We start from the raw sequence: 25,102 nt of genomic DNA on the forward strand, positions 1-25,102 counted from the left end.
GGGCAGTGGAAAGCCCGGAAGACGGTCGCGCTGTTTCTCGTCCTTCCCACTGTCTTTGGAAATCGCGTTGCGATTCCCACATTCCCATCGCCGCGACCGCGACGATCACTTTTCAATTTCTTTCTGACATACAGGAGGACCGAACATGAGCTTTGATGTCATCATTCCGTTTCTCAGACCCATCGAACAATTGCTCCAATCGAAGACCATCTCGGAGATCATGATCAATCCTGACAACTCCGTCTGGATCGAGGAAAAGGCCGAAATCCGGCGAATGCCTGACCTCCGCTTCGACGATGGCGCGCTGCTTACTGGGCTTGAAGTGATCGCCAATCGCTTTGGGAAGAAACTCGATTCGGATTCACCCATCATGAATCTCCGGCTACCCGATGGCAGCCGCATGGCCGCGATGATTCCACCGATCGTGAACCCCAATCCGTTGGTCACGATCCGAAAGTTTACCTCGCGCGACTTCACGCTCGCCGATTTGATATGCACAGAAATGCTCACCGCAGAGCAAGGCGAGCTACTTTCCGATGCTGTCCGCAACAAAGAAAACATCCTTATTGCTGGTGGGACCGGTAGCGGAAAGTCAACCCTGCTGGGAGTACTCGCTGATGCTATCCCAGATCGTGAGCGGATTCTTCTGATCGAAGACACCGCGGAGCTTCACATTCGCAAGCCTCACGTTGTCGCAACGGAGTCACAGAAGGACACCCATCGCAGCACTGTTACTTTCAATGACCTGCTCCAAGCCATTCTTCGGCACCGGCCGGACCGGATCATCGTTGGAGAAGTGCGTGGAGTCGAAGCCCTTACTATTCTCGACGCCATGAACACTGGACACCGAGGAACATTGGCGACCATCCACGCGAGTAGCGCTAACGAAGCACTACGTCGTCTTGCAAGCCTAGCGATCCGGAGCGCAGCCAATCTGCAACTCAGTGTGGCCGAAGAGGATGCCGAACGCTCCCTCGATCTCATTGTGTATATCAGCAGGAGAGAAGGTGGGCGACGCGTCGAAGATGTAAAGCGAATCGCGAAACATATCTAGCATCCGAACCCGCGGTGTGGATCCGTCACAGCAGAAGCCGACCGATGGCGAAATGGTGCGGTCAGCCAACAAACTGGCCGCTACGAAGCTCGCTGTTCATTCTGCACATCTTACTGAGTCGCAAAGCATTGGGTAGCGATAACGACGAAACCAGTCGCTATGGTCAGCCGCGCATTCTGTGACTCATCCGACACGACGCAAAAATTCTGTTGCGAACTGAAAATACACGCCTATGCTCCTCCCATGTAATGACCGGGAATCCCCACCTCTCGAGGTCTCATCGTGTCACAGCAATCCAGATTCCCTACAGCGATAAACCCCGATGGCGCAGCGATCCTTGATGTCGAGCGTGGCTCGATCTCCATGCTTAACACAACCGGCTCATACATCTGGCAGGGACTCCAACGCGGCGAAAGCATCTCTTCGATCGCGGGCTCGCTTGCTCTTACCACAGGAGAAAGCTCACTTGCCGTAATGAGGGACGTGGAAGATTTTGTGGACGAACTCAAGCACCGCGGATTGATCTCTGAATGAGGTAAAAGGCCCATGCCATCCATGTCGACCATGATCGAGACGATCACGTACCGGATCATACTCATCGATCCTGTTTCGCGTGGCATCTTTGCGCTCCGCAAAGATGGTTTGTACCATCTGCCAATTTTGAAGATCCCTCAGTGGAAACGCCCCGCAGAACAACTTCAGCGAGGAATCCGTGATACCTGGAATGTCCCTGGTATCATCCTTGGCTTTCTTCCGAACGATGATTCTTGCAAGCCATGCGCTGCCGCGGAGGTTCTCGCGACCCCGTCTGCGGATCAACTGACATACATTCCGTTATCGGGGCTCGCTCCAGACGATCTCTCCGAAGCACAAAGAGCTTCAGTCGAAAGGATGCTCGACGGCTCAGGAGATCAAGGGAGCTTCTTCTCTCGAATCGGCTGGCTTGATCAGGTAGTGGCATGGTGTGAGACGGTAACAAACCAAAGGCTCTCTTCGAGGAGCTCGATCATCCAGTACAACGCCGGTGGAAGTTTCACATTACTACGCTTGCCTTTGGATGACGGACAGAACTACTGGCTGAAAGCTACGGGTGAACCGAATCGTCATGAATATGCCGTAACACTGTTGCTGTCTGATGTGTGTAAGGGTTTTACACCGGATGTGGTCGCAACTCAACCCGAATGGAATGCCTGGCTGATGGCTGGCGCGGGAACAGACACCATCACATTCCCCAGCGAGCCTTTGGGGCGATACAAACTGATGGAGCACGTCATGTACTGCATGTTAGAGGCAGAGACAGAATCTGTGGAGGTCAGCCAGCAATTGCTTCGTGCGGGCGCATTCGATCAATCAATGGAGGTTATAAGTGAGAGCTCTGGCAAATTGTTCGATTATCTAGAACGTGCCATGAGTCTGCAGACATCAACTAAGGCTCCACGATTGGAAGCAAAGTGTCTGCGCCAACTTCACGACAAGCTCTTGAAAGTCTGTGAGGTCATCGGCAATCTCGGCCTCCCTCAAACAGTGGTCCACGGGGATCTGAATGACGGCAACATCATCATTGGCGAGTCCGCCTGTCAGTTCATCGATTGGGCGGAGTGCTACGTTGGGCCTCCGGGGATCAATCTCGAACACCTTCTTCTTCTCAACCGAATGGAGGACTGCGATCTACAGCGTCTGATCAACTTCCTTGTGAAGGAACGCTACGTTGAACGGTGGGGACAATGTTTTGATCGCTTTCAGACAGAGCAGGCTCGTCCCTACTGGGCATTTCTAGCGATTGTTTCATCGCTATACGGCCGGATGGATTGGCTGGATCGTCCGGAAAGGGACGGCCCGCAAAGCATGGCGTACCGTCGCTCGCTGGCTCGTCATATGAACCACGCAGCAGAAGATCCTGAATTCAGGGAGGCATTATGTCGCTGACTGCGACTATTTACCGTTCGGTAGAAGAGATCATTCACGGCGTCAACGTCAGCGATCCATATCGCTGGCTCGAGGATCGCAGCCTTCCGGAGACCGAGGAATGGATCCGCGAGCAACAAAGGCGATGCGATGTCTATTTCGCGGAATGCAATGACATGAATGTGCTTCGTGAGGAAGTCATGTCCTATCTCGACGCGGAGGTTGTCGATCAACCCGTCAGGACGGGTGATCGTTACTTCTACCGTCGCCGCAATTCTGGAATGGAGCAGGCTTGCATCTATGTCCGTGATGCCATAACAGGCGTAGAAACGCTGCTTGTCGATCCTTCTAGAGATGGCCCATTTGTCTCCGTAGACATTCATAGCATCGCTTCTGACGGATCATTGCTTGCCTACAAACGTAAATACGGCGGTGAGGATAAGAACTCCATTCATATCGTGGATGTCGAAACCGGAGTCGAACGGCCAGGTCACCTTAGTAAAGGCCTTGTGCGAGGTTTTGCTTTTACTCAAGACAAGAGTGGCTTCTTCTACTGCCAGGAAGCCTCCGCGACTCGGGACGACCACTTCATTTCTCTTCGTCGACTTGATGAGTCGGTAGCGGACCAAGTCGTCTTTCGAGCGGCGCGCTCAAACGGGAGCCGCCTGGTCCTGACTGCCGATGAGGTCCACCTTGGAGCCATCTGGATGCGGGAGGTAAATGGAGAATTGATAGAAGACTTCTGGATCGCAAGGCAGGAAGATCCTGTGCATTGGCATCAGATCTTCTCAAATAAACCATTGCCGTTTAGTCCAATTCTGAGGAATGGCCGGGTCTTCGCCATCTCTGAGGAGGGCGCGGCGAATCGGAGATTAATTGAGTTAGATCCAGACGGTAAAACTCTTCGAACGATCGTCCCAGAGCAAAAAGGAACAATGCGCGGAGTTGTGTTCGGACGAGATACCGTCTACGCGCTATTCCTAAACGAAATGCAATTTGAACTCAAATGCTGGTCTCTTGAAGGCACGGTCCTCCCTGATATTGTCTTGCGCCGAAATGGGACCGTGCATTTAATTCCGACCCACGGGAACGATGGTTCACTTTTTCTCAGCTATGAATCATTCGCCCAGCCGCCGATACTTTTTGAGTATCTTACCGAAAGCCGTGAGCTCAAGGTATGGAATACTCGGATCCCATCCCAGGGGCCTAGCGATTACGTAGTACGGGACGAAAGCTATCCTGCGATCGATGGAACTAGCATTCCCATCACGCTTGTCTCTGCGTTGGACGCACCGTCGACTTCTCCGCGCCCAGTCATTATGACGGGTTATGGAGGATTTGGCGTACCGATGACACCACAATTCTCTGTCCTGGTCAGCATCATGCTGAAACTCGGAACCGTTTTTGCCCTTCCTCATATTCGGGGTGGTGGTGAATTTGGGAAGGCGTGGCACGAGGCGGCACGAGGCAGCTTCAGACAGGTAGCATTTGGCGACTTCCTTTCTGCGGCGGAATGGATGTGCGAAGAAAAGATCACCTCTCCTACACAACTTGCTATCTTTGGCGGTTCGAACTCCGGTCTGCTTGTAGGAGTAGCGATGACCCAACGTCCGGATCTGTTTCAAGCGGTTTTTTGTGTTGCCCCATTGCTTGATATGGTCCGGTACGAATCTTTCGATGAAGCCGCGAAGTGGCGGCGAGAATATGGGACGGTCGACGATCCGGAGCAATTCGCAGCGATCTATGCCTACTCTCCGTATCACCATGTGCAAGCGAACACGAACTATCCCTCCGTCCTGTTCGTCTCGGGCGATCGGGATGATCGGTGCAACCCAGCGCATGTTCGTAAGATGGCCGCTCGCCTTCAGGAGTCGACGAAACAGTGTCGTCCAATTGTTGTTGACTACAGCGAGGAACGAGGGCATGCTCCAGCGCTACCTCTGTCCGTCCGAGTAGATGCTCTGGCGAGACGGATTGTCTTTCTCTGTCGCGAGTTGAATCTTCCTATCTACTTCGGAGGGGATCATGACGCGCTTTGTGTTTGAGAGCTGGGTGCTGTTGCTTTACTTCGAGTTTGTCTTGCGCTTTCGCGGCTTTAAGACATTGCATCAGACCGTTCGCAGCGCAAAGGTGCGCCCCATGACCGCAGATGCGCTGCAATCGCATATCGGCCTCTGCCACGCAATCGACCAGGCCTGTGTCTTCTACTTCAAGCGAGTCATGTGCCTCCAGCGGTCGGCAGCAACAACGTTATTATTGCGGCGGCATGGCTGGAGCGCGGAGATGGTGGTCGGGGCGCAATTATTGCCCTTCAAATCCCACGCCTGGGTCGAGATCAAAGGCTCTGTCGTGAATGACAGGCCCTACATGCCAGAAATCTACCAAGTCCTGGAACGCTGCTGAATCGAGGCGAAGATGAGCATCATATTGGGGATACGAAAACCGGAAGGAGATGTCGTCGATGAGCGACAACTGCTAGATCTTGTGCGTACGACAGACCGATGGGCACCTGATGGAACGTTTGTGCAAGCGAAGGGCAGGATCGGCATGGCCTTTCAACTCTACCGTACCCATGAACGTTCAAAGCTCGAATCGCACCCTGTCGTGGATGATCTTGGAAACATGGTGACGCTAGATGGCCGCCTAGATAACCATAAAGAGCTCAGCGGGCTATTAGAGATCGCAGAGTCAGAGACTTCTGACTCAACAATTATCCTTGCAGCGTTCAGGCGATGGGGTGAGATGTGTTTTGAACGGTTTGTGGGAGATTGGGCACTTGCGATCTGGTCACGCGCAGATCGGTCGCTGTATCTTGCTCGCGATCACGCTGGAACGAGAACTCTATACTTCCATGATTGCCAGGGATCCATTTTATGGTCCACTCATCTCGACACATTCATCTCGCACAGCGCCTCATCCATTCTGGATAGGCGTTTTGCCGCTTGCTATCTTTTAGCCCTTCCTATCCGTGACCTGACTCCTTTTCGCGACGTGTATTCCGTAAGCCCCGCTCACTATATTGTGTTTCGGGAATCGCGCTCTGTGCGAAAACATTGGGAGTGGATCCCAGCAAATCAGGTTCGGTATTCTGCGGAATCCGAATATCACGACCATTTTCTTTCTCTATTCCAGTCGGCTGTCGAACGCCGCACGGGTCAAGGTGCACCGATTCTCGCCCATTTGAGCGGTGGAATGGATTCCTCCGCGATTGTTTGTATGGCGGACTTCGTTCGTTCAAAGGAGGGTGGTGGAACATTCCAATCCGTGGACACGATTTCGTATTTTGACCATTCTGAACGACATTGGGATGATCATCACTATTTCGAGATCGTAGAAGCCAATCGAGGCAAGTCCGGAATCCACATTGACCTTGCGTCTAACCGACGGACTTTCAAGCCAGTTCCTTTGTCCGACGGGTATTACTGTCTGCCAGGAGCAGACAGTTCATCGATAGCTGCCGAGCTACATCTCGGTCCTCTCCTAAACAATAAGGGCTACCGTGCGATTCTGAGCGGAATCGGTGGGGATGAACTTCTTGGAGGGGTGGCAACAGGGCTGCCGGAATTGGGAGACAGTCTTCTTGCTGGAAATTGGCGTGGACTTTTCACTAGCTGTGTTGCGTGGTGCATCCCTAACAGAATCCCCATTCACCAATTATTAAAGCAGGTGTTTACGTTCGTCGCCGAGATGTATCTATATCGCGGAGACTATCGAATCCCTCGTCTACCACCGTGGATATCCCAAAGCCTCATTGAATCGGAGTATTTTCGGTCGCTCACTTTCCTCCCTGAACGTCCACCACTCACTCTGAGGCCGAGTGCAATCGACAGTGGCCAGACATGGTGGAGATTACTGGAGGGTCTGCCACACCTGACGCCTGGATTTACGATCAGGGCGGAATATCGATATCCGTATTTAGATCGTGATCTCGTTGACTTCCTCCTTCGAGTGCCCCGCGAGCAACTGGTAAGGCCGCAACGTAGACGTTACCTAATGCGTGCCTCATTGAAATCAATTGTCCCCAACGAGATATTGGAGCGGCGCCGGAAAGGATTTCTTAGTTCTTCATTGATTCGGTCACTAAGCTCTGCAAGTGATGTCATACAGACGCACTTTGCCAACTCAAGTCTTGAAAAGGATGGGCTAATCGACGCTAAAACGTTCATCGCGTCGTTGCAATCGCTCTCCGAACATAATCCTCAAACATGGGTCGGGTTGATGACCCGCACCGTTCTACTCGAACTCTGGCAACAGACCATAGCCTCGAATAGGAAGCATTTTGCTATTTAGCCAGGTTCAGCGACAAGACGCTGCCTCGTTAACAAGATTCCTTGCATCAAGGGTCCTCCACTTGGGCGAGGAATATCCAAACACCGAAGGAGACTTGCCATGAAGTACGTCAAACCTCAAATTGCATATACCGTTGCCGCTGGGTCCGCCATTATGGGGAGCGCAGCCAAACAAAACCCCGTTGTTCAGGACAACGACATCACCCAACCCAACTGCACCTTGCCAGCCTATGAGGCTGACGAGTAATCAGCATACTGTCATCTCTCGGCGGTCACGCAAAGGGGCCGCCGAAGGTGATGGTTCGCAAGCAGAGTATCTTCACTAGTGTCGTCGATTTTCGTCAGACATGTGTTTGAGATTTTGCCAACGTTGATATTGTTCCGGATCGACAGGAGCGCTACTTCGATCACCCTGCAGCCAAAATCTATACCAATCTAGATTTCTCTGCACACTGGCCAGCCTTGCTTGTGGATGTTCGGGTTGATGTTGTTCACTCGGGTAGTAATACAGTTCCACCGGCTTCTTAAGTCGATTCAGGCCTGTCAGCACCTCGTAACGTAGATTCAGACTGTATGGCGAGGCTCCCACCTTGTCGTCGAGTACACCTTCGCCCATAACTTCCATGAGCAGAGGGGTATGTATCTTCTCCAGGTTAAAGGAGATGGAGTATCGCTTCCAATTATCCAAGGACGTACCATAGGGCGGTCCACCATACATCAGATCCATTGGTCTGGTTTGAGCTTCCGTGTGGCTCAACCAGTATTCACTGAGGTTGTATTGGACATTATCGGTCACCGTGGCAGCAGCATAATGAGTCTTCCCATGAACGAGGGCGAACTCTACATGCCAACCCGTTCTACTGAATCCAATGATTCCAACTCTATCCGAGTCGACCAGACCTTCATTGGCAAGTTCCTTCACCGCACTGTCCCAAACATCCGTATAGAAGACTGCCTCTGAGATATTTCCAGGATATCCCAAGGGGTACTTCGCATTACGCTCTCCATCCTTCAGAATGAGGTACAGCATCCCCGCAGCCGCGACGGGTTGGGGCGCGAATGATGGAGCGTGACTACTGCCCGCATCGCAGACAAACGAACTTTGGCTCGACTTTGTCTGGATTACAAGAGGATAACGTTTAGTAGATTCATACCCGAGCGGCTTGATTAACGTGCCGGTCATATTGGTTCCGTTCGAGGTCTTCCAGTGAAACGTCTCTGACGGCGCGAGTTCGATGACATCGAAGGTAGGGTTGAGTTTCGTGAGGGAGATGAGAGAACCAGTGTTCACGTTGTAGACCCTTAGTTGCGGTGATGTGTCGCTTCGCTCATAGCCGGTTACCCCAAAGGTGCCGTTGCTCGCAATAGCCTCTGATTCTTCATCTGTGTCTGGAATGATGCTCTGCGCTGTCGTTGCCCAACCGGTTGTCACGCGACGCAAGCGGATAATATGCCCCGCCACGCTTCGTATCAGAAGCGAATCCGGCTTCACCCAGAGAATCACATTTGCCGGATCCGTGATGTCTTCAGCGACTCTTTCCAATACACCGTTTATCATGGATACGCGCCATATATGCCAAGGTTTCCAAGGTGTTGGATGGGCTGACTCGTCTTGCTTTTCCCACTCTGTTCCCACTGGAGAAGCAGCAACGATATAGAACGAAGTACCATCGGGTGACCACTGCGGGGTTCCGGTGGCCCCGGTAGTTTTGAATGGCATGGATGTTTCCGCGCTTTTCAGATCCTGCAAGACCGTGATCCAGACGAGTCCACCGCTTGCGACTCTCCTCTTGTATGTTGGACTTTGAAGCCATTCTGCGGGTAGAGGCGTTCCGTCAAGTTCCTCACCTTTAGCCATATCGATGTCGGAGATATTCACCAAGAACTGTGCCCCATCCGGGGAGAAACTGAAGTTAAAATGAACAGCGCACCGTACGGTATCCAGTCTCTTGCCCGTAAAAGGAGAATGAATCGGAACGGTCTGCGGTTTGGCCCACCGCGCTCCAACGCGGTGTATGACCCAGATTCGGTAGGGTACCCACCGGCTTCGCCATGTCATGGCGATGCTTGGGATGCTGTTGGGAAGAATACGATAACCTCTGTCGATGTCCTCCTCAGAACGGCCCAGCGTCATCAACGCTTGCTCTTTCTTTGCAAACACGACTGTATTTCCTGCTTGATCGATGGCGTACTCATCGATGTCTTCTTGAGATGAGGCCACAAGTCTGGAGTTGCCAGTCCTGACATCGAAGAGGAGGATCCGAGTGTCTCCCTTGTGCGATACAAGAACTGCAAGGTGTAAGCCATCTCCGAGCCACTGAACCTGCGACAGGCCTGACGTTGCCACAAGCAACTTAGGACTGCTGCGTTGTAATCCGGGTAAGTCACGCACGTACAACTGAATCTCATCCTGGTTAGTTCTGAGATTCGGCGACATAACGAGGTATGCCACCTTTGTACCTTGGGGGTTGATCCGAATTGAGTTGGGATGGTTATCGAGGTACTTCGTTTGAACGCAGTCCAGTGGGGTAACTGGCCGTTTTGCATGCAATAGAGGTGATGCGAGACCGATCATCGATATCGGTATAAGGCGAAAGATCCAACCGGAGAGAGCTCTCTTTCGAGATCGAGTGTTCAGTATCTGATGTGAATGTGTCATCTCAGAACTTCACCTTCAGCGCAAATTGCATGGATCGGGGTCCACCTTGCTGGTAGAGCGAACTCATGGTGCCAAGACTCTGGGCAAGAGTCTTAGTGGCCTGCCCGAAGGTGGCGCTGGTCAAGCCAGGATCGACATATCCGAAAACGGGGTGGTTCAGAAGATTGAAGGTTTCAGCCCGGAATTGAAGCGATGTATTCTCTCCAAGCGGGAAGTCTCTCCTCAACGCCAGATTCAGCTGCGTTGCTCCAAAGCCTCGTATGAAGTTGCGGGGAGCGTTGCCTGGAGAGGTTCCACTTGGGAGTGCAAACGCCGCTCGATTGAGCGCTCGGCCACCAGGATATGAGTCTCCATACAGGTATATGGGCTGACCTGACACAAGATTTACATTTGTGGTGTAGAAGCCCGTGATCGGATCAGAAACCGTATTGCCTGACAGAGTAACGGGGAACGCTGTGCGGGAGATGAGCCGGCCATCAATTCCCCACTGTGATAGCAGCACAGAACCGATTTTTCCACTTCTGACCTGAGGCGCATTCCACGTGAGGCCAGCTTGAAAATTGTGCCGAACATCGAAGTCCGAATTGCCACGGAAGAGCGGTAGCGCCGAGTTATTGGACCCAAAATCTATGGAATGAGACCAGGTGTAGGAGGCGAGAGCCTGAATCCCATTGGCCACTGAGCGTTGGAATTTCGCCTGGAGCGCCTGGTAGTTCGACGTTACACCTGTAGGGAAATAGTAGACATAGCCAAAATTTGGATTGACTGAGGCGAGATTGATGGTCTGAGACTGCAAAAGCCGTCGGCCATTCGATCCAACATACGAAATTGTCAGCGATTGGCTTCGGGACAGCGCTTGTTCAAGCGCGCCGTTCCACTGAAAGCTGTACGGAAGTTGAAGGTGGGAAGGAAAGGCATATACGGAAGCCGTCGGGTATGGTGGCGTGACCGATATTCCAAAATTCTGTTGTGCCGAGGTTGCGGGCAGCGGTGATCCGTTATAGCTTTTCGTTGCGCTAAAACCCAGCCCGCTATAGCCTCCGGCTGCGATGGCATTGTCGTTGTCGAAGAAGACGCCTCCTCCGGCGCGAACGACGGTCTCCCATCCCGGATTCGTGTGCGCCTGCCACGCAAGTCCAATTCGCGGCGCGAAGTTATAGTAGGCGGCGTTCCATAGTGGCGTGCCCTGGGGAGCAACGGTGAGTTGGGATGGATTACTTATATTCCCTTGCAAGGTATATGCATTGGGCCCATCAGAATTGGTGGGTGGCGGTGCAAGCTCCCACCGAAGTCCCGACGACAAGACTAGACGAGGAGCTAACCTCCATTCATCCTGAGCGAATACCGACAACTCGTTGAAGACCGGCCTGGCAGATAGAGACTGCTTGATTTGCAGGGTACTGGCCGAGTTCGTGACAAGAGACTGCCTTGTCGTGAACTGGGTATAGAGATAGGGTGTGGGCGGAATGATTGGTGATGCAATCCTCCGATAATCTGCGCCAAGCTTGATATGGTGGTGTCCAGCCGTCGCAGAAATAGTATCGACGAGATTCCACTGGTTATTCGAATTGCGTCCTGTCATTTCCGTGAGGTATGAAGCGCCGATGCCGACGAAGTTTAGGTAAAAGCTTGTGTAGGCCGATGTGGTGGATGCCAGACCGACTGCCGCTCGGAGATTCAAGGGAACGGCGCCTCCGAAGGAATCAAGCCGCGATTGCAGAGTGGCCTCACCGCTGTTGTACCCAAGCCGGAGCTCATTGGTCAGTGCCTGCGAGATTTGCCAGGTCAGTCCCGCGGTATATGTATCGGAACCGCCATGGATAGACTGGACGCTCGAGAGTAAGCGTGTAGAGGTAGAGCTGGGTGTCGTTCCCCACCGAAAGAATCCTGACAGGGATTCGGAGAAGGTGTGATCGAAACGGACGCTGGTGGAATCAATCGCCCCAGGAAGAGAGTATGTGGAGATGAACTGAGCTAGCGTTCCATAGTCGATGCCGCCCGCAGTCGGCAATGGATACGCATTGAGAATCGGTTGGAGGGTGGTCGCCGCACTCTGACGAAGAGTCATATCAGGCACGTATTGAATACTTGCTGCTTGAGGCGCCCTCAACCGTAGTCCTTCGTAAGATACGAAGATGAATGTCGGATGGGTGCGCTGATGCCACGGAAAAAGTGGACCTCCAAAAGTTCCGCCAAAGTCGTTTTGGCGTAGAGCCGTTTTCGCCCTCCCATAGTGCTTATTGAACCAATCATTTGAATCGAAGACGTCATTTCTCAAATAATCGAACACGGTTCCGTGAAATTGGTTCGTTCCCGAGCGGGTAAGAAAGCTGATCTGTCCTCCAGGGCTGCGACCATATTCTGCGGAATACGTCGAGCTCTGAACTCGAAACTCCTGCATCGCATCGACGCCAAGGAGACTCTGTGTCGTACCAAGTGTGGTGGATGCTGCGACAGTCCCACCCGTAGCGCTTTGGCCTCCACCGGTCGGATAACCCGCACTGGCCGCTGCGGAGACACCATCGACCATGTAGTAGTTCGATTCCGTGCGCTGACCGTTTATAGAAAAGTCTCCTCGATAACCGATATTGGAGGAAGCTTGCGGACTCTGCGTTACGACTCCTGGCGTCATGGAAATCAGGTCTTGGAAACTTCGCCCATTGAGCGGCATATTCTCGACAAACTTTCGATCTACGACAGTGCTCACCGAAGCATCTGTTGTGTTAAGTAATGCAGAACCAGCCTCCACCGTTACGGTCTCGGAGGCTGCGCCTATTGGCAATGTGAAGTTCAAGGCGACAGCACTCTGCACATTCAAAACAACGCCTGGTGTGACGATTGTCTTGAAGCCGATCTTTGATACTTGAACTCGGTATTGGCCAGGAGGAAGGACTGAAAGTGTATAAACACCAGAATTGTTTGTCTTGTTCACGTACTGAACGCCAGTTGCCTCATTTAGTATCTGGACGTCTGCATCGGGAATGACCTGATCAGTGGGATCCGCAACCTGACCGCTAATAGTCGCATTAGTCGATTGAGAAAGGGCAGACGTCGTAAAGCAGAATAATAGCGATACGCGAAGAATCCAGCTACGGCGCATGAGAACTCCTCTATGAATGGACTTAAAGGTGGTGAGTCAGTCCGTTTACAGAGGGAGCCACATGTTGTTGTCAGATAAGTTCGTAAAAGCGATCCGATAACAAGCAACTAAGGATGATTTGGCGGAAGTTTCAGATAGGTGAACAAAAGTGGCTTGCTCGTGGGCCTGCTGCTCGTTCCATGAGACTCCACAGTGACGAAGACTGCGTCGAGCTGAGAGAGCATTGCGCTGTCATTCGACTTCAGAACCCATCTCTTCTTGTTCTGATCATCTTGATAGAAGACCCCGAGGCTGACGTCATGCTCTTGATCGACTCCTCTGCGTCCCCACGCTTGAAAGGTACTAGCGTGCTTCACGCCTGGTTGTTGATCGAGATCATACGCATAGAAGACCAGAGACCTTCCCTGCGTATAGAACACTCTGCCGAACGGCTTCTGCGTCTTTCCCGACTTTGCTACGTCGTAGATCTCGCCAATGTAGAGGTCGCGGGCTCCCATCAGATTACGGATGTCGCGATCATGCTCCAGCAGTTCTTCCTCTTGCACGATTTGCTGCTTCTTTTCCTCCAATTTGGCTGTGAGGTCATCCACGCGTTTCTGAAGGATGTCTGTCGATGGTAGTACGTCTAATGATGCTTTCTCTGCGTCCAGCTTAGCCTGCAGGGACTGGGTACTGGCCTGCGACACTGAGAGACGTTTCTCCAGGTCTGCACGTTCCTGCTCTGTCTGTCGGAGAATTCCATCTCGTTCCTGCAATTCACTGAGAAGCGAGAGACGCTGATCCTTCAGCATCTCATTTGTCGAGGAACTTGTATCCAAACGACGCTGTAACTGATCGACCTTCACCGTAATCCGCTCTTCGGACCTCTCGACCGGTGCCGATACTTTCTTCTCTTCGAGAACGGCGGCCCTCACAATCGCAACTGTCCGCTCTTGAGGCATGGACATAGTCACAAAACGCCCGTGTTCAAACCCAAGTCGGTAGCCGACAAAGCTGCACGCCACAATCGATACTGCTGCGATGGCGAGCAGGCCCAAGTGATGTGGTTTCTCCGGGGCGGAATCGAGTTTCTCTGGCTCGACCCCTTCCTGCTCAATCCTTTCGAAGAGTGCGGCTTCGGCCTTCTCAGGCGACCAGGGATCGGGAGAATCCCCGTGATCCGCGTCCCTTCTATTCGCGGCCATGGCCGGTAGGGTTGTCGAAACAACGCGATCGTACTCTGCTTTGATCGCTCGACAGCTGGCACAAAGACCAAGATGCGTCTCAAGCTGTCGCCATTCTGCCGGCGTCAAGGTTCCGGTCGATGCGAGGGAGCATAGTTCTATGAAATATTCGTCAGCGTGATACGGGTCGACGATGGGAGCTTCAGGATTCCAGTCGATGTCCACGGTCTCGCTCACTTGGTTCTCAACCTTGCAGCAAAGGCTGGCTTCCGCAGTTTCTCCAACCCACGGTAGTAATGATTCCGTACATTGCTGAGCGTTTGCCCACGACGATCAGCGATCTCCTCTAATGTATAGCCTTCGAAAAAGTGAAGTTCAATTGTCACAAGTTGAGAAGGTGAAAGCAATTGCCGCAGCCTGGTAGCAGTTTCCTTCCCCCACACGCCTTCAAGAGACCATTCAATGAAATGCGACTCGGATTGACGTTGAGCCACAGTTAGCATCACTTGTTCGAGATCCCCGCTAGTGTAGAAATGTCGAGTCTTCAGATATGCCCGTCTATTGAATGCTCGGGAATAGGTGACTTGGACGATCCACGAGCGGGCCGCTCCATGCGTTGCTTTAAACAGCGCGGCTTTCCGAAAAAGAAACATGAACACCTCCTGCACGAGGTCGTCAGCCTCAGCCTCATGCCGAAGAATCCTCCAGGCCACATTCCGAACCACACGCGCATGTCGACGGAACAGTTGGCTCAGTGCATCTTTGTCACCTGTGGCCACTTGTTCTAACAGCGTCTCGTCAGAGGCTTGATCGATCGAGGCCATTGCGCCGGAAGGATGAGCCGTGACATGGCTTCCTACGGAAACGACAGATGAATCGGGGCAAGCAGGGTCCTTAGGGCGAACTTCACCGTTCGATAGAGCATCCGGAAAATAGGCCGCTGCTTCGGAACTCATTGACCGATACCTCGTCCATCGATGGGAGAAGTTGCGCCAACCTGATCACGCAATATGCGAAATTGGAATATTCGCGAGCAAAGGAAAGCGTCGCTAGGGGAACGCATCTAAGCCCTCCTGTGTACAAGAGAGCGTTGGGAAAGGTTTGAGGCGTTAGCGGGGCTTGAAACCAATCTGCTTCTGAACATCTTCCATGAGAGCTGCTGGCGTAATGCCCAATGCCTCAGAAAGATTAAAAATTGCACGAATAGACGGATACCTTCGCGCACGTTCGAGCATATTGATGTAGACCGGATCATAGCCCGCACGATACCCCAACTCCTCTTGAGTCAATTTCCGCTTCTTTCGCGCCTTAACCAGGGCAGCAGCGATTGCTTCCTGGAGTGACACGGGTTGCTCTGGAGATTGAGGCATTCACCTCAATGCTCCGCTGTAAACCCGTCGCCGTCCCTAAACAATTGTTTAGTATGACAAAGCCTAAATGTCAACTACGAAAAAGCGCGTATGAAAATAAAGGAGATAGATGGCTATCGCTCGACCGAAATAGTCGAATTTCAACTATTCCATAGTCGGCTATTAGCGTTCGAACAACGGATAGCCTATGCCACGCCGAAAGTCCAACTTCACTTCCGAATACAAGATTCTCTTGGCGACCCTAATAGGACTGCGCGAAGAGTCGGGGCGTACTCAAGAGGATGTTGCTAAGGCCATGAATCGTAGTCAGAGTGTCGTCAGCAAATGTGAGCTTGGCCTACGACGTATAGATATTGTGGAGGTCCGTCAATACTGCAGAGCGATCGGCGTCAAATTCCCCCGCTTCGCAGAGATCTACGAAGCGAATATCGTTGCTGGTACCGTGGTTCGCAAAAAAAGAACTTACTAAAAGTTGAGGCTGCTCCACCAACCTTCTGGCGGAGCAGCCGCGGCTAAGCAGCGCTCGGCTTGAAGTTGATCCGCGTACAGCCAAGAGTCGAGCCTAAACCGTGGCCACGGCATCAGCACCTGCTTTCGCATGATGGCGGTTTTCACCAAATTTCGCGAAAACGCAAGAATTGGCGACAGAAGCGACCTTATATACCCTTTGGTTTCTGCGATTTCCGAGTGGCAAACAAATTGCCATGAGTTATCGCGTGTTGGTGCCGATCAACACCGAAATTGATGCATTTGGATCCTCCCCCAAGGGCACAGTAGCCGCATCGTCTCCATCCCAGGACGCGGAGACCGCTTCAGCGCTCTCTAATCGAGGACCCAAGCAGAGGTCCATCGATGAGCGAACTGGGACACAAGCTAAGAATTATCCGACGCCAGCACCGTCTCTCCCTCCGACAGGTGGAACGCCTGACGATTACCCTGGCCAAAAAATATGGAGACGCTGCCCGCAGAATCTCTGCAAGTTGGCTGGGAAGGCTCGAGAGAGAAGAGCACGCAATTCCTCATAGAACCCTTCAGACACTCGAAGAAGTCTATGAAATCAGCCACGAAGAACTGACAGACGAATCCATCTCCACCGCAGAGGCGTCGCGGACCCTGCACGCGCACCTCCCGGAGTTGCCCGCAGGCGTTCTCAAAGGGCTTACCGATCCCGATGGAGAACACCTGCTGCCCCCTGAAAGCTGGCTGATGTACTTTCCGGAGACCACTCTTCTTCCATCGCTGCCAACGGCACATGGTGATCAGCCTCACGTTCGCAGGCAGTCGAGCATCGCACGATTGTATGGCGTCTTGGGGGCGAATGACCTGACTTTGCTCGGACAGGTACAGCCCGGCGCCGTCCTCGAAATAGACCAGTCCGTGCGGACGATCGATGCCACAAAGATCTACCGCTCCGTCTCAGAGCGGCCGATCTACTTCCTTCGCTCCCATGATGGATATCACTGCGGCTGGTGTGATCTGGACGCTGAACGGCGATGGCTCACGCTCGTCCCCTCCGCTTTGGCGAAGGCTTCACAACGCAGATGGCGCTACAGTGAGGAGATCGAAGTGATGGGAGTCGTCACCCGCGTCCTTACCAGGCTTCGGTTCTCCAAGGAACTGAAGCTCGAACAGGTCAACCGCGACCAACGGTCTAACTCAACCTGACAGTATTCATCGCCCTTTTCCCCATGCTGCAAAGTTTCTATTCGCAATTCCAGGGGAATCCCCGTCGCAAAGGAGATGCTGAACTGCTCGAACGCGCGTCAGACGTTTCCCTCCAAACAAGGCAGGTGTTCATGAGTCCGAAGAATCCGCTCGAAATCAACATACTGATAGTGATCATCGCCCAGGAAGGAAACTTCATCCGAGCGTCCAAGAAGCTGGGCGTGACACCGCCATCGCTCACCCGTAAGGTGTCTACGCTGGAAAGGAGTATCGGTGTCAAGCTCTTTGACCGGTCAACGCGCAATGTCCAACTCACGACTGCGGGCAGACTCTTTGTACAAGAGTCCTCGATCGCCCTCAATCATGCTGAACGAGCCTGGGACCTGGCGCGTTTTCAGGCGCAGATCGAAACAGGCCCCTATCGCATCGGGTATTCACCATATACCCATAGTGCCTTTCTTCCACTCTTGAATGGATTGAGCCCGATACACAGTTCCGGAGACACTCCATCAGTCGTGGTGCTTGAGACCGCCAATACTCTTGAGCTTGTCGAAAGGGTTCTCCGAGGCAAACTGCATGCCGCATTAGGTGTCGGCCCAATCTCTGATGAGGATCTTTGGGTCCAGCGGGTAGGGCGCGAAGCCTTTTCAGTCTGCCTACCGAGAAACCACCGTCTCGCGCTTAAGCCAGGCCTCACCGCTCGCGACCTTGACCGTGAGATGGTCTTCTGGATGCCGAGGTCTCTTCAGCCGCGGTTCTATGCCCGGGTAATGAAGTACATTTCCAGCCTCGGTATTCAACCACTGTTCAAGGAAGTAAAGAGCGAGGCCCACGCACTCGGATTTGCTGCGCATGGATTCGGTATTGCCTTGCTACCGCGCTCTGCCTCCCATATCAGTCACGTCGGTACCGTCTTTCGTCCACTTACAGACCGCTACCTGGGCATCGAGACAGTGCTGTTTATGCGGCGGGATCAGAGATATGGGGATCTCAAGGATCTGGTGGATGACCTCTTTGCTCGCCTGTTGGCTCTCAAGATCGAAATTAATTGAGACCTTCACCACAGTTAATCGTCTTGGTCACTGAATCGGAATGGAGGACACGCAATGCGCAGATTATGCTTTGCACTATTTACCGGCATCCTGTTTCTCACAGCCTGCAAAAAATCGCACGAACCGGGCGATGCCGACCTCAGGAAAGCCATCAACCTGTACCTGCAGACGCACGACAAACCCTGCACCTGGATCGGCCAACCGTTTCCGGTCGACCTCTCCGACTCACAACAGAAGGCCAATTTCGGTATCGCTGCGAAAATGGCAGTTCTGCAACAGGCTGGTCTGGTAGAGTCCACCGCCGCCACTACTACCATTACCACTGTTCCCGGGATCTTCGGCGGCAACACCCAGCGCCAGGTGAAACGCTATCAGCCAACCACGGCAGGTAAGCAGTACCTGCAAACAACCCAGGCAGCACTCGGCCAAAGTGCAGGCTTCTGTTATGGAACCAAAGAGGTCGATTCCATTCTCAATTGGTCCGAACCGACCCCATCGAAACCGGATCCGCAGACAAAAGTCACATACACCTACAAGATCTCCAATCTGGCGCCGTGGACGCAGAGATCTGATGTTCAGAACCAGTTCAATGACATTCGTACCACCACCACGGGCATATCAAAGACACATCAAGTGGCCGGGCTCGAACTCACAAACAACGGTTGGGAGGTCCCGGCATACTGAGCCGTTATCTGGTTGGTGATTGCCTGCAGTCGATACGTACTCACAGATTTCTTCCTTCGTTTGAGCACCCCCTCTTCAACCTCTCGTTTCGCAGGGACGGGAGGAACCTGTGCAAGGCTCTTCGCTACGCTTCGCCCGCTTGCGCGGCGCCTTGTGGCGGCCTTGACAGGACCGCTCCCGTCCCCGCTGGTGAATAGCCCATGAAGCGGGAGCACTCAACGAAAGAAATTTTAGGGATCGAGAGGCTGCTCGTCTCATTGCAGGCAAATCACCCACAGGAGAATTCAATGGCACTCAAGTCCAAACTCGTATTCGATGGATCGGCTGTCCTCGAACTGCTCACTCATGCGAAGGCTGCGCCCACACACACCTCACCCTACGGTCTCACTCCGAATCCCGGCCCTGGCCTGATGCTGGTCAAGGACGACGGAATCTACCTCATGTCCAATGGGGAGCCGCATCTGCCCGGCACGGACACGGTGAACAAAGTAGTCTATGCCCACGGGTATGAAGCCCTTCCTACAACCGCAAGCGTAGAAGAGCGAATGGCTCGTTACGACAAAGTCCGAGATGCTGTGGGAGGAGATGACTTCGCCGAATTCCTTCCAGTGAAGAGCCTCGCCAGGGTCTCAGCCGATGGCCGACTGGAGATCGAGCTCACCGCCGACAAGATGAGCATCATCATCGGACCCCGAGCAAAACCGCAAGCGCGCGCTTCCACCAAACAACTTTGAAACACATTCGCGGAGCTTCTCCACGAGGCTCCGCTTTCATCGTATGTACTCCCACGCCTGAAGTGAATCCAGTTCACTCGGACTGTATCTTGAATTTCGCCACATCAATCTTAAGTACTCTGATCCGCGCAGAAAGCGTCGACGCCGGCATACCAAGAAGCGTCGCAGCCCCCGAAGGTCCTGAAACGCGTCCATGGGTCTCGATCAGAGTACGCTCGATCAAGCCCCGCTCGTACTCCGCCACCTTCGCCTCCAGGGTGCCGCTGTCAGCCTTCCCGACGACCGGGCTCCCAAACAGAAGCCCCTCATCAATCACGAGGTCCTCGCCAGGCGAGATGATCACGGAGGTATCGATCACATTGCGCAGCTCGCGGACATTTCCCGGCCAACCATAGGCGAGCAACATCTCCATCGTCCCCTTTTCGATGCTGCGAATAAGCTTGCCATAACGCGAAGTGGAGACCTGAACAAAATGCTGCACCAGCAGCGGAATATCTTCTTTGCGTTCCCGCAGGGGAGGCATCTCAATCCGAAATCCATTGAGACGGAAGAACAGGTCCTGCCTGAACTCTCCTCGCTGCATAGCGGTATGAAGATCCCGATTCGTTGCAGCGATGATTCGCACATTAGAATTAATCAGCTTTGTGCCGCCGAGTCTCTCGAAACCGCGCTCTTCGAGGACCCGCAGAAGCATCGCCTGCGTTTCCACTGGGATCTCGGCGATCTCATCGAGAAACAGAGTGCCGCCACTGGCTAGTTCGAACTGACCTAGCCTGAGTCGCTCGGCACCCGTGAAGGCCCCCTTCTCATGGCCAAACAACTCGGCGGCCATGAGTGTTGCTGGAAGCGCTGCGCAGTTGATCGCCCGGAACGGCATCCCTGCGCGCTTCGAATTCTCATGAATCGCCTGAGCAATCAATTCCTTTCCTGTGCCAGTCTCGCCTGTGATGAGCACGGTAACATCTGTTGCGGAAACCTGCTCCACCTTGTTCAATGTGCGGCGGATCGCTGGAGAGTTCCCGATTATCTTCTCGAATCGTGCCCGTTGAATATCAGCGATCTCGCTCCGCAATGCGAGGTTGCGTTCCTGCAAAGAGATATTCTCTCTCTGCAATCTCTCTTGAAGCGCTCTGATCTCCTCGATCAGCTTTCCATTTGCTTCCAGAGAGGCTCTCAGCTTCACTTCACTCTCTTTACGTTCAGTGCTATCAAGAATGAAGCCAACCATGCCCGTAAAGTTGCTGCGATCATCATGTAAGGGAATCACCCAGATCGTAGCTGAGAACCGGGAACCATCGCGCCGGAGCCGTACAGTCTCATACTCATCGATAGGCTTTCCTACTCGCGCCATCTTCTCAATCTCATTCCAGGTCTCCCATTCATCCTCCGGAAGAGGAGCTACCCGACCCAACAATTCACCCGAGCTGTACCGGACCATTCTTTCGTATGCTGGATTGCAGCGTTGAATGATCCGGCCTGGTCCAAACAGGACAACTCCGAATGGCGCCGCTTCGAGAATGACCCTATATTCTGTATTGATCCGGATGAGCTCAGCGGTCCTCTCCCTTACAGCAACCTCAAGTTCTTGGTTGCTTCTCAGAACCTGTTCAAGATGCTGACTCGACCGCGCAAAGGACTCAATCCACCAGGCAAGAACCAAGTAGATACAGAGAGTCGGAAGATCATATCGAACAACTCGCAGCCACCCATGTGCTGAGGTCACGAGGTTGAGGAGGATGCAAAACGTTGACAGGCAGAAAGCCAGAAGTCCGGGCCCCTTCCCTCCGCGCCAAACACTGACCGTGATTGCTACAAGATAGATAAGTATTACTGGGGTCCGTACCAGGAAGTATTGCAGAACTGACACGACAAGAAACGCGGCTGCCACGGCAACGATTGCAACCGAATAGCGGGCCACCGCAGATGGAACTGGAAGCTTTTCTGACAAATCGGTGTTTCTCCACAATTAGCGCCGTTCTGTCGCCTGCGGCGTGCAGGCCTCTTAGAAAGGCTTTCTCTGTACCTGCCTCTCATCAAATAATTTCGGACACAGTGCATTCTCGCGAGGTCTCGCATGAAAGAATGAAGGCCGAAACCTACAGCTCTTATATGTGGGATCAAGAAATTTCACGATCCTCTGCTTGCTCCTGGCGTCATGCTGTACACCACGACGACTAGAAACGGTAACCAGTACCTTCCCAATTCTTTCTTGACAGAGCCTCTGCATCTGTCACGCCATCCAAATCCGCGACGTGATTCCTATTGCTGAGCCTCTCGTCGTCATTCTGTTGGCATCGATATGTGGAGCACCCACCGCATCCCCGAAAAACATGAAAAGCGCCGAGCCCAGCTAGTGAATATCGAGGGTTCCTTAGGTACATGAACGCCTCCAATAGCGACGCCAGGGCTGCAGCTGTCTATGGAAATCATCGAAGTATCCTAGATGCAGCGATACGCGGCTCCTTCATACGCTTCCTGACCTTCCGGAGATAACGACGTCACTGGGTTAGTCGTTACTCTGCCAGTTGCTGCCGCGTTTCAGCGAAGTTGTCGCCAAAGAGAAAGCGCTCCACCAGCATGCAAAGAATATGTTCCAGTGCTAGATGAGACTCTTGAATGTTCATGGTTATTTGGCTCGGAATGACAACAGCCACGTCTGCCAGCTCTGCCATTCTTCCACCGCGATTCCCGGTGTAGGCAATTGTGTGAAGTTGCATGCCCCGTGCAAGTTCTAACGCTTTGATACAGTTGCTTGCGTTTCCGCTTGTAGATATCGCAAGTAACACGTCGTGTTTACATCCCAACGCTTCCACCTGCCGCTCAAAGACCCTTTCATAGCTGTAGTCATTTCCGATCGCGGTGAGAATGCTTGTGTCAGTGGTTAGCGCGATCGCTCGTAGAGCCGACCGATCCACCGTCAGACGCGACACAAATTCCGCTACGAGGTGCTGCGAATCGGCGGCAGATCCTCCATTACCGCAGACGAGGAGCTTGCCTCCGGCCTTCAATGATCCCGATATAAGGCGCGCAGCTTCTACCACTGCTAAGTGGATGGAGTTCTCATTTAGAACGGAGTTCATCGTGGTAATCGATGCCGCTAGCTGCCTCCGAACGATTTCAATCATCAAATGAACGCTCCTATCTATGTCACATCAGATTTCGAAAGTTGATACCATCATGCGTTTCGATGAATAGCCAAACATGTACCGCGCATAGGCTGCTATTCCCAGATTGCCGAAGAGTGGAACCACATAGGCAAGCGCTGTGTTGTGAAGAGACTGCGCGAGAAGGCCCATAAGAGGAGTCATCACGGCCCCACCAACAATCGCCATCACGATGAACGACCCGGCAATCTTGGTATTCGGGCCAAGATCCTTCAGACCCAATGCAAAAATCGTAGGAAACATCAGCGAGAGGAAGAAGCTTGTCGCAGTGATCGCCCCGAGGCCAAGGCGATTCGGAGAGAGAATCGCAACAACAAGTAAGCTCGCGTTGACTATGCCATAGACAGCCATGATGAGAACAGGGGCAAACCGACGCATGAGAATAGTGGATGTAAATCGGCCCAAGCCGAATAGCCCAATGGTGCAGGCAAGAAGTACCCCCGCTACTCTCTCCGATGTACCTGTGTACTCCTTTGCGTACTGAATGAAGTAGCTCCATGTACAAACTGAAGCTCCGCAGTATAGAAACTGCGCGACAATTGCCAGGAGGAAATGCGGTTTATGCAATAGCTCACGCCAATTGCCAGCGACTTCCGCATCATGATCCCTTGTTTGCATGAAACTCGGTAGGCGTAGGGATGCAATCATCCCTGCCCAGACCAATGCAAGCACTCCAATAATCAAGTATGGAGCAACGACGCGCATCGTTTCAGCGTGTCGATATGCCAGATAGGTTCCGGAGGCTTGCATCGCGGCGATCTGCGAGGGTGAAAGCTCTACTCCTGAGAAGATAAACCTCGTCCCCAAGAGTATTCCGCTGATATATCCCAACGGGTTGAACGCCTGGGCGAAATTCAGTCGACGTTCAGAGGTGACCGTCGGCCCTAGCTGCGCAACGAACGGATTCGAGGCGCTCTCAAGAAATGCCAACCCGCTTGCAATCACGAATAGCGCGACTAGAAACGCTCCATATCTTCCAGAGTTCGCCGCCGGGAGGAATAGAAAACATCCCGATGAAAACAGAAGCAAGCCAACAATGAAGCCGAGCTTGTACCCATAATGTTTCATTAGCAGACCCGCGGGAAGTGCTAGAAAGAAATAGCCAAGGAAAAACGCTGATTGGACCAAACCGGCCTGGAATCGATTGAGATCCAGCGATTTCATGAACTGGCGGATGAGAACGTCATTTAAGCTGTTCGGGATGCCCCACAGGAAAAAAAGCCCCGTGACAATAGCGAAGGGGCGCCTAGTCCCAGCAGGCAAAAGCACTTCAGAGTTACGAAGTTTTACTTTGGCTTCGACGTCACTGGATACTAGGCTTTCTGCCATCTTGACTCCCGCTGTGCTGTAGCCAACGATTCTTACGTAGTACAGGCTATCATTATTAGCAAGCGCTTGCAATTTTCCCTGTAAAACAACGTAGTAATAAAATCCCCGTACGATACTTACTATTGCTATGCAATGGCTAGGTTACTGAGCGGTCCAGGCTCCATCTATCGGCAGAGAAGCACCGGTGATATTTGCCGCGGCATCAGAACAGAGGAATGCGGCCAGCGCTCCGACTTGCGCCGGAAGCACAAATTCTCCCGATGGCTGTTTGTCGCTCAACAGTCTTTGTTCTGCTGATTCGCGAGAAATATGTCCCTCTTCCATTCGTTGTAGGATTTGCGCTTCAACAAGCGGTGTGAGAACCCATCCTGGACAGATCGCGTTGCATGTCACGCCACTGCCTGCAGTTTCGAGGGCCGTCACCTTCGTCAGTCCGACCAAGCCGTGTTTAGCTGCCACATATGCCGCTTTATTGACTGAACCTACAAGGCCATGAACTGAGGCTATATTGATGATGCGTCCATAGCGTTTCCTACGCATCGATGGCAACAAGCTAGCGATGAGATGGAATGCAGCTGAGAGGTTCACCGCTAGAACTGCATCCCATTGCTCTTTCGGGAATTGATCTACTGGCGCAACATGTTGAATGCCTGCGTTATTAATCAGAATGTCTATGCTCCCCAATTCCCTTTGCGCTTGTTCAGCCAGCATGCGACACTGCTCTCCAATCGAAAGATCAGCAGCGATGTGTATTACGTATACGCCATAATGTTCGTGCAATCTTTGCTTCAGAGCTTCGATCTCAATGACCGTGCCAAAGCCGCTCAGTACGATATCGGCACCCTGTTTAGCGATCTCCTCGGCGATACTTAGGCCGATGCCGCTTGTCGCGCCAGTTATCAGAGCGCGTTTCCCTCCTAACACCATAGCTATA

General features: G+C 52.8%; 21 protein-coding genes. 12 read left to right on the forward strand and 9 right to left on the reverse strand.

All coding sequences use genetic code 11. From position 1 onward, the window contains the following. Nucleotides 1–145: 145 nt before the first annotated feature. The 7 genes from KFE13_RS07595 to KFE13_RS07620 all read left to right on the forward strand — a co-directional run bounded on the left by KFE13_RS07595 (nt 146) and on the right by KFE13_RS07620 (nt 7,495). Complete coding sequence (locus KFE13_RS07595; RefSeq protein WP_260706561.1) at nt 146–1,054, forward strand: CpaF family protein; 909 nt, start codon at nt 146–148, stop codon at nt 1,052–1,054. Between the two features lie 363 nt (nt 1,055–1,417). Continuing rightward, nucleotides 1,418–1,588 carry a PqqD family protein gene (locus tag KFE13_RS18675; protein ID WP_390891617.1) on the forward strand — a complete coding sequence of 57 codons (171 nt, stop codon included), beginning with the start codon at nt 1,418–1,420 and terminating at the stop codon, nt 1,586–1,588. 21 nt (nt 1,589–1,609) lie between these two features. After that, nucleotides 1,610–2,980, forward strand: coding sequence for an aminoglycoside phosphotransferase family protein (locus tag KFE13_RS07600; RefSeq protein WP_260706562.1), 1,371 nt, complete (start codon nt 1,610–1,612; stop codon nt 2,978–2,980). Next, nucleotides 2,971–5,004 carry a prolyl oligopeptidase family serine peptidase gene (locus tag KFE13_RS07605; protein ID WP_260706563.1) on the forward strand — a complete coding sequence of 678 codons (2,034 nt, stop codon included), beginning with the start codon at nt 2,971–2,973 and terminating at the stop codon, nt 5,002–5,004. Before KFE13_RS07600 ends, KFE13_RS07605 begins: the two co-directional genes overlap by 10 nt. Next, the gene (locus KFE13_RS07610; protein WP_260706564.1) at nt 4,985–5,362 is read left to right on the forward strand and encodes a lasso peptide biosynthesis B2 protein; all 378 of its coding nucleotides are present in this window, start codon (nt 4,985–4,987) and stop codon (nt 5,360–5,362) included. The genes KFE13_RS07605 and KFE13_RS07610 overlap by 20 nt, the downstream gene beginning before the upstream one ends. A 12-nt stretch (nt 5,363–5,374) precedes the next feature. Beyond that, entirely contained in the window at nt 5,375–7,249 is a 1,875-nt protein-coding gene (locus KFE13_RS07615) for an asparagine synthetase B family protein (RefSeq protein WP_260706565.1), read from the forward strand. A gap of 99 nt (nt 7,250–7,348) precedes the next feature. Further along, on the forward strand, nt 7,349–7,495 hold the full coding sequence (locus KFE13_RS07620; RefSeq protein WP_260706566.1) for a hypothetical protein: 147 nt from the start codon (nt 7,349–7,351) through the stop codon (nt 7,493–7,495). Between the two features lie 75 nt (nt 7,496–7,570). Here the strand turns inward: KFE13_RS07620 and KFE13_RS07625 are convergent, their stop codons facing one another. The 5 genes from KFE13_RS07625 to KFE13_RS07645 form a co-directional block, all read right to left on the reverse strand. Beyond that, the gene (locus tag KFE13_RS07625) at nt 7,571–9,469 is read right to left on the reverse strand and encodes a prolyl oligopeptidase family serine peptidase (protein ID WP_260706567.1); all 1,899 of its coding nucleotides are present in this window, start codon (nt 9,467–9,469) and stop codon (nt 7,571–7,573) included. A gap of 439 nt (nt 9,470–9,908) precedes the next feature. Further along, a complete protein-coding gene (locus KFE13_RS07630) occupies nt 9,909–13,007 on the reverse strand; it encodes a TonB-dependent receptor (protein WP_260706568.1) in 3,099 nt (1,032 codons plus the stop codon). Nucleotides 13,008–13,114: 107 nt separating this feature from the next. Then, nucleotides 13,115–14,407 carry a hypothetical protein gene (locus KFE13_RS07635; protein ID WP_260706569.1) on the reverse strand — a complete coding sequence of 431 codons (1,293 nt, stop codon included), beginning with the start codon at nt 14,405–14,407 and terminating at the stop codon, nt 13,115–13,117. Next, nucleotides 14,404–15,126, reverse strand: coding sequence for an RNA polymerase sigma factor (locus tag KFE13_RS07640; RefSeq protein WP_260706570.1), 723 nt, complete (start codon nt 15,124–15,126; stop codon nt 14,404–14,406). The genes KFE13_RS07635 and KFE13_RS07640 overlap by 4 nt, the downstream gene beginning before the upstream one ends. A 153-nt stretch (nt 15,127–15,279) precedes the next feature. Further along, nucleotides 15,280–15,516 carry a helix-turn-helix domain-containing protein gene (locus tag KFE13_RS07645; protein WP_260706571.1) on the reverse strand — a complete coding sequence of 79 codons (237 nt, stop codon included), beginning with the start codon at nt 15,514–15,516 and terminating at the stop codon, nt 15,280–15,282. Between the two features lie 319 nt (nt 15,517–15,835). Here KFE13_RS07645 and KFE13_RS18680 point away from each other — a divergent pair, with 319 nt between their 5' ends. The 5 genes from KFE13_RS18680 to KFE13_RS07665 all read left to right on the forward strand — a co-directional run bounded on the left by KFE13_RS18680 (nt 15,836) and on the right by KFE13_RS07665 (nt 19,675). Beyond that, entirely contained in the window at nt 15,836–16,009 is a 174-nt protein-coding gene (locus KFE13_RS18680) for a hypothetical protein (RefSeq protein WP_390891618.1), read from the forward strand. 383 nt (nt 16,010–16,392) lie between these two features. Further along, the gene (locus tag KFE13_RS07650) at nt 16,393–17,205 is read left to right on the forward strand and encodes a helix-turn-helix domain-containing protein (RefSeq protein WP_260706572.1); all 813 of its coding nucleotides are present in this window, start codon (nt 16,393–16,395) and stop codon (nt 17,203–17,205) included. A 131-nt stretch (nt 17,206–17,336) separates the two neighbouring features. Next, on the forward strand, nt 17,337–18,257 hold the full coding sequence (locus KFE13_RS07655; protein ID WP_260706573.1) for a LysR family transcriptional regulator: 921 nt from the start codon (nt 17,337–17,339) through the stop codon (nt 18,255–18,257). A 54-nt stretch (nt 18,258–18,311) separates the two neighbouring features. Further along, nucleotides 18,312–18,941, forward strand: coding sequence for a hypothetical protein (locus KFE13_RS07660; RefSeq protein WP_260706574.1), 630 nt, complete (start codon nt 18,312–18,314; stop codon nt 18,939–18,941). A 287-nt stretch (nt 18,942–19,228) separates the two neighbouring features. Next, entirely contained in the window at nt 19,229–19,675 is a 447-nt protein-coding gene (locus KFE13_RS07665; RefSeq protein WP_260706575.1) for a DUF3085 domain-containing protein, read from the forward strand. Between the two features lie 73 nt (nt 19,676–19,748). Here the strand turns inward: KFE13_RS07665 and KFE13_RS07670 are convergent, their stop codons facing one another. The 4 genes from KFE13_RS07670 to KFE13_RS07685 form a co-directional block, all read right to left on the reverse strand. Next, entirely contained in the window at nt 19,749–21,623 is a 1,875-nt protein-coding gene (locus KFE13_RS07670) for a sigma 54-interacting transcriptional regulator (protein ID WP_260706576.1), read from the reverse strand. 565 nt (nt 21,624–22,188) lie between these two features. Then, nucleotides 22,189–22,800, reverse strand: coding sequence for a D-sedoheptulose 7-phosphate isomerase (locus KFE13_RS07675; RefSeq protein WP_260706577.1), 612 nt, complete (start codon nt 22,798–22,800; stop codon nt 22,189–22,191). A gap of 27 nt (nt 22,801–22,827) precedes the next feature. After that, nucleotides 22,828–24,168 (reverse strand): L-fucose:H+ symporter permease, encoded by a 1,341-nt coding sequence (gene fucP / locus KFE13_RS07680; RefSeq protein WP_260706578.1) that lies wholly within the window; start codon nt 24,166–24,168, stop codon nt 22,828–22,830. 141 nt (nt 24,169–24,309) lie between these two features. After that, nucleotides 24,310–25,095, reverse strand: a complete 786-nt coding sequence (locus KFE13_RS07685; RefSeq protein WP_260706579.1) for a 3-hydroxybutyrate dehydrogenase — start codon at nt 25,093–25,095, stop codon at nt 24,310–24,312. Between the last annotated feature and the right edge of the window lie 7 nt (nt 25,096–25,102).

The organism is Edaphobacter flagellatus (genome assembly GCF_025264665.1).
Classification (GTDB): domain Bacteria; phylum Acidobacteriota; class Terriglobia; order Terriglobales; family Acidobacteriaceae; genus Edaphobacter; species Edaphobacter flagellatus.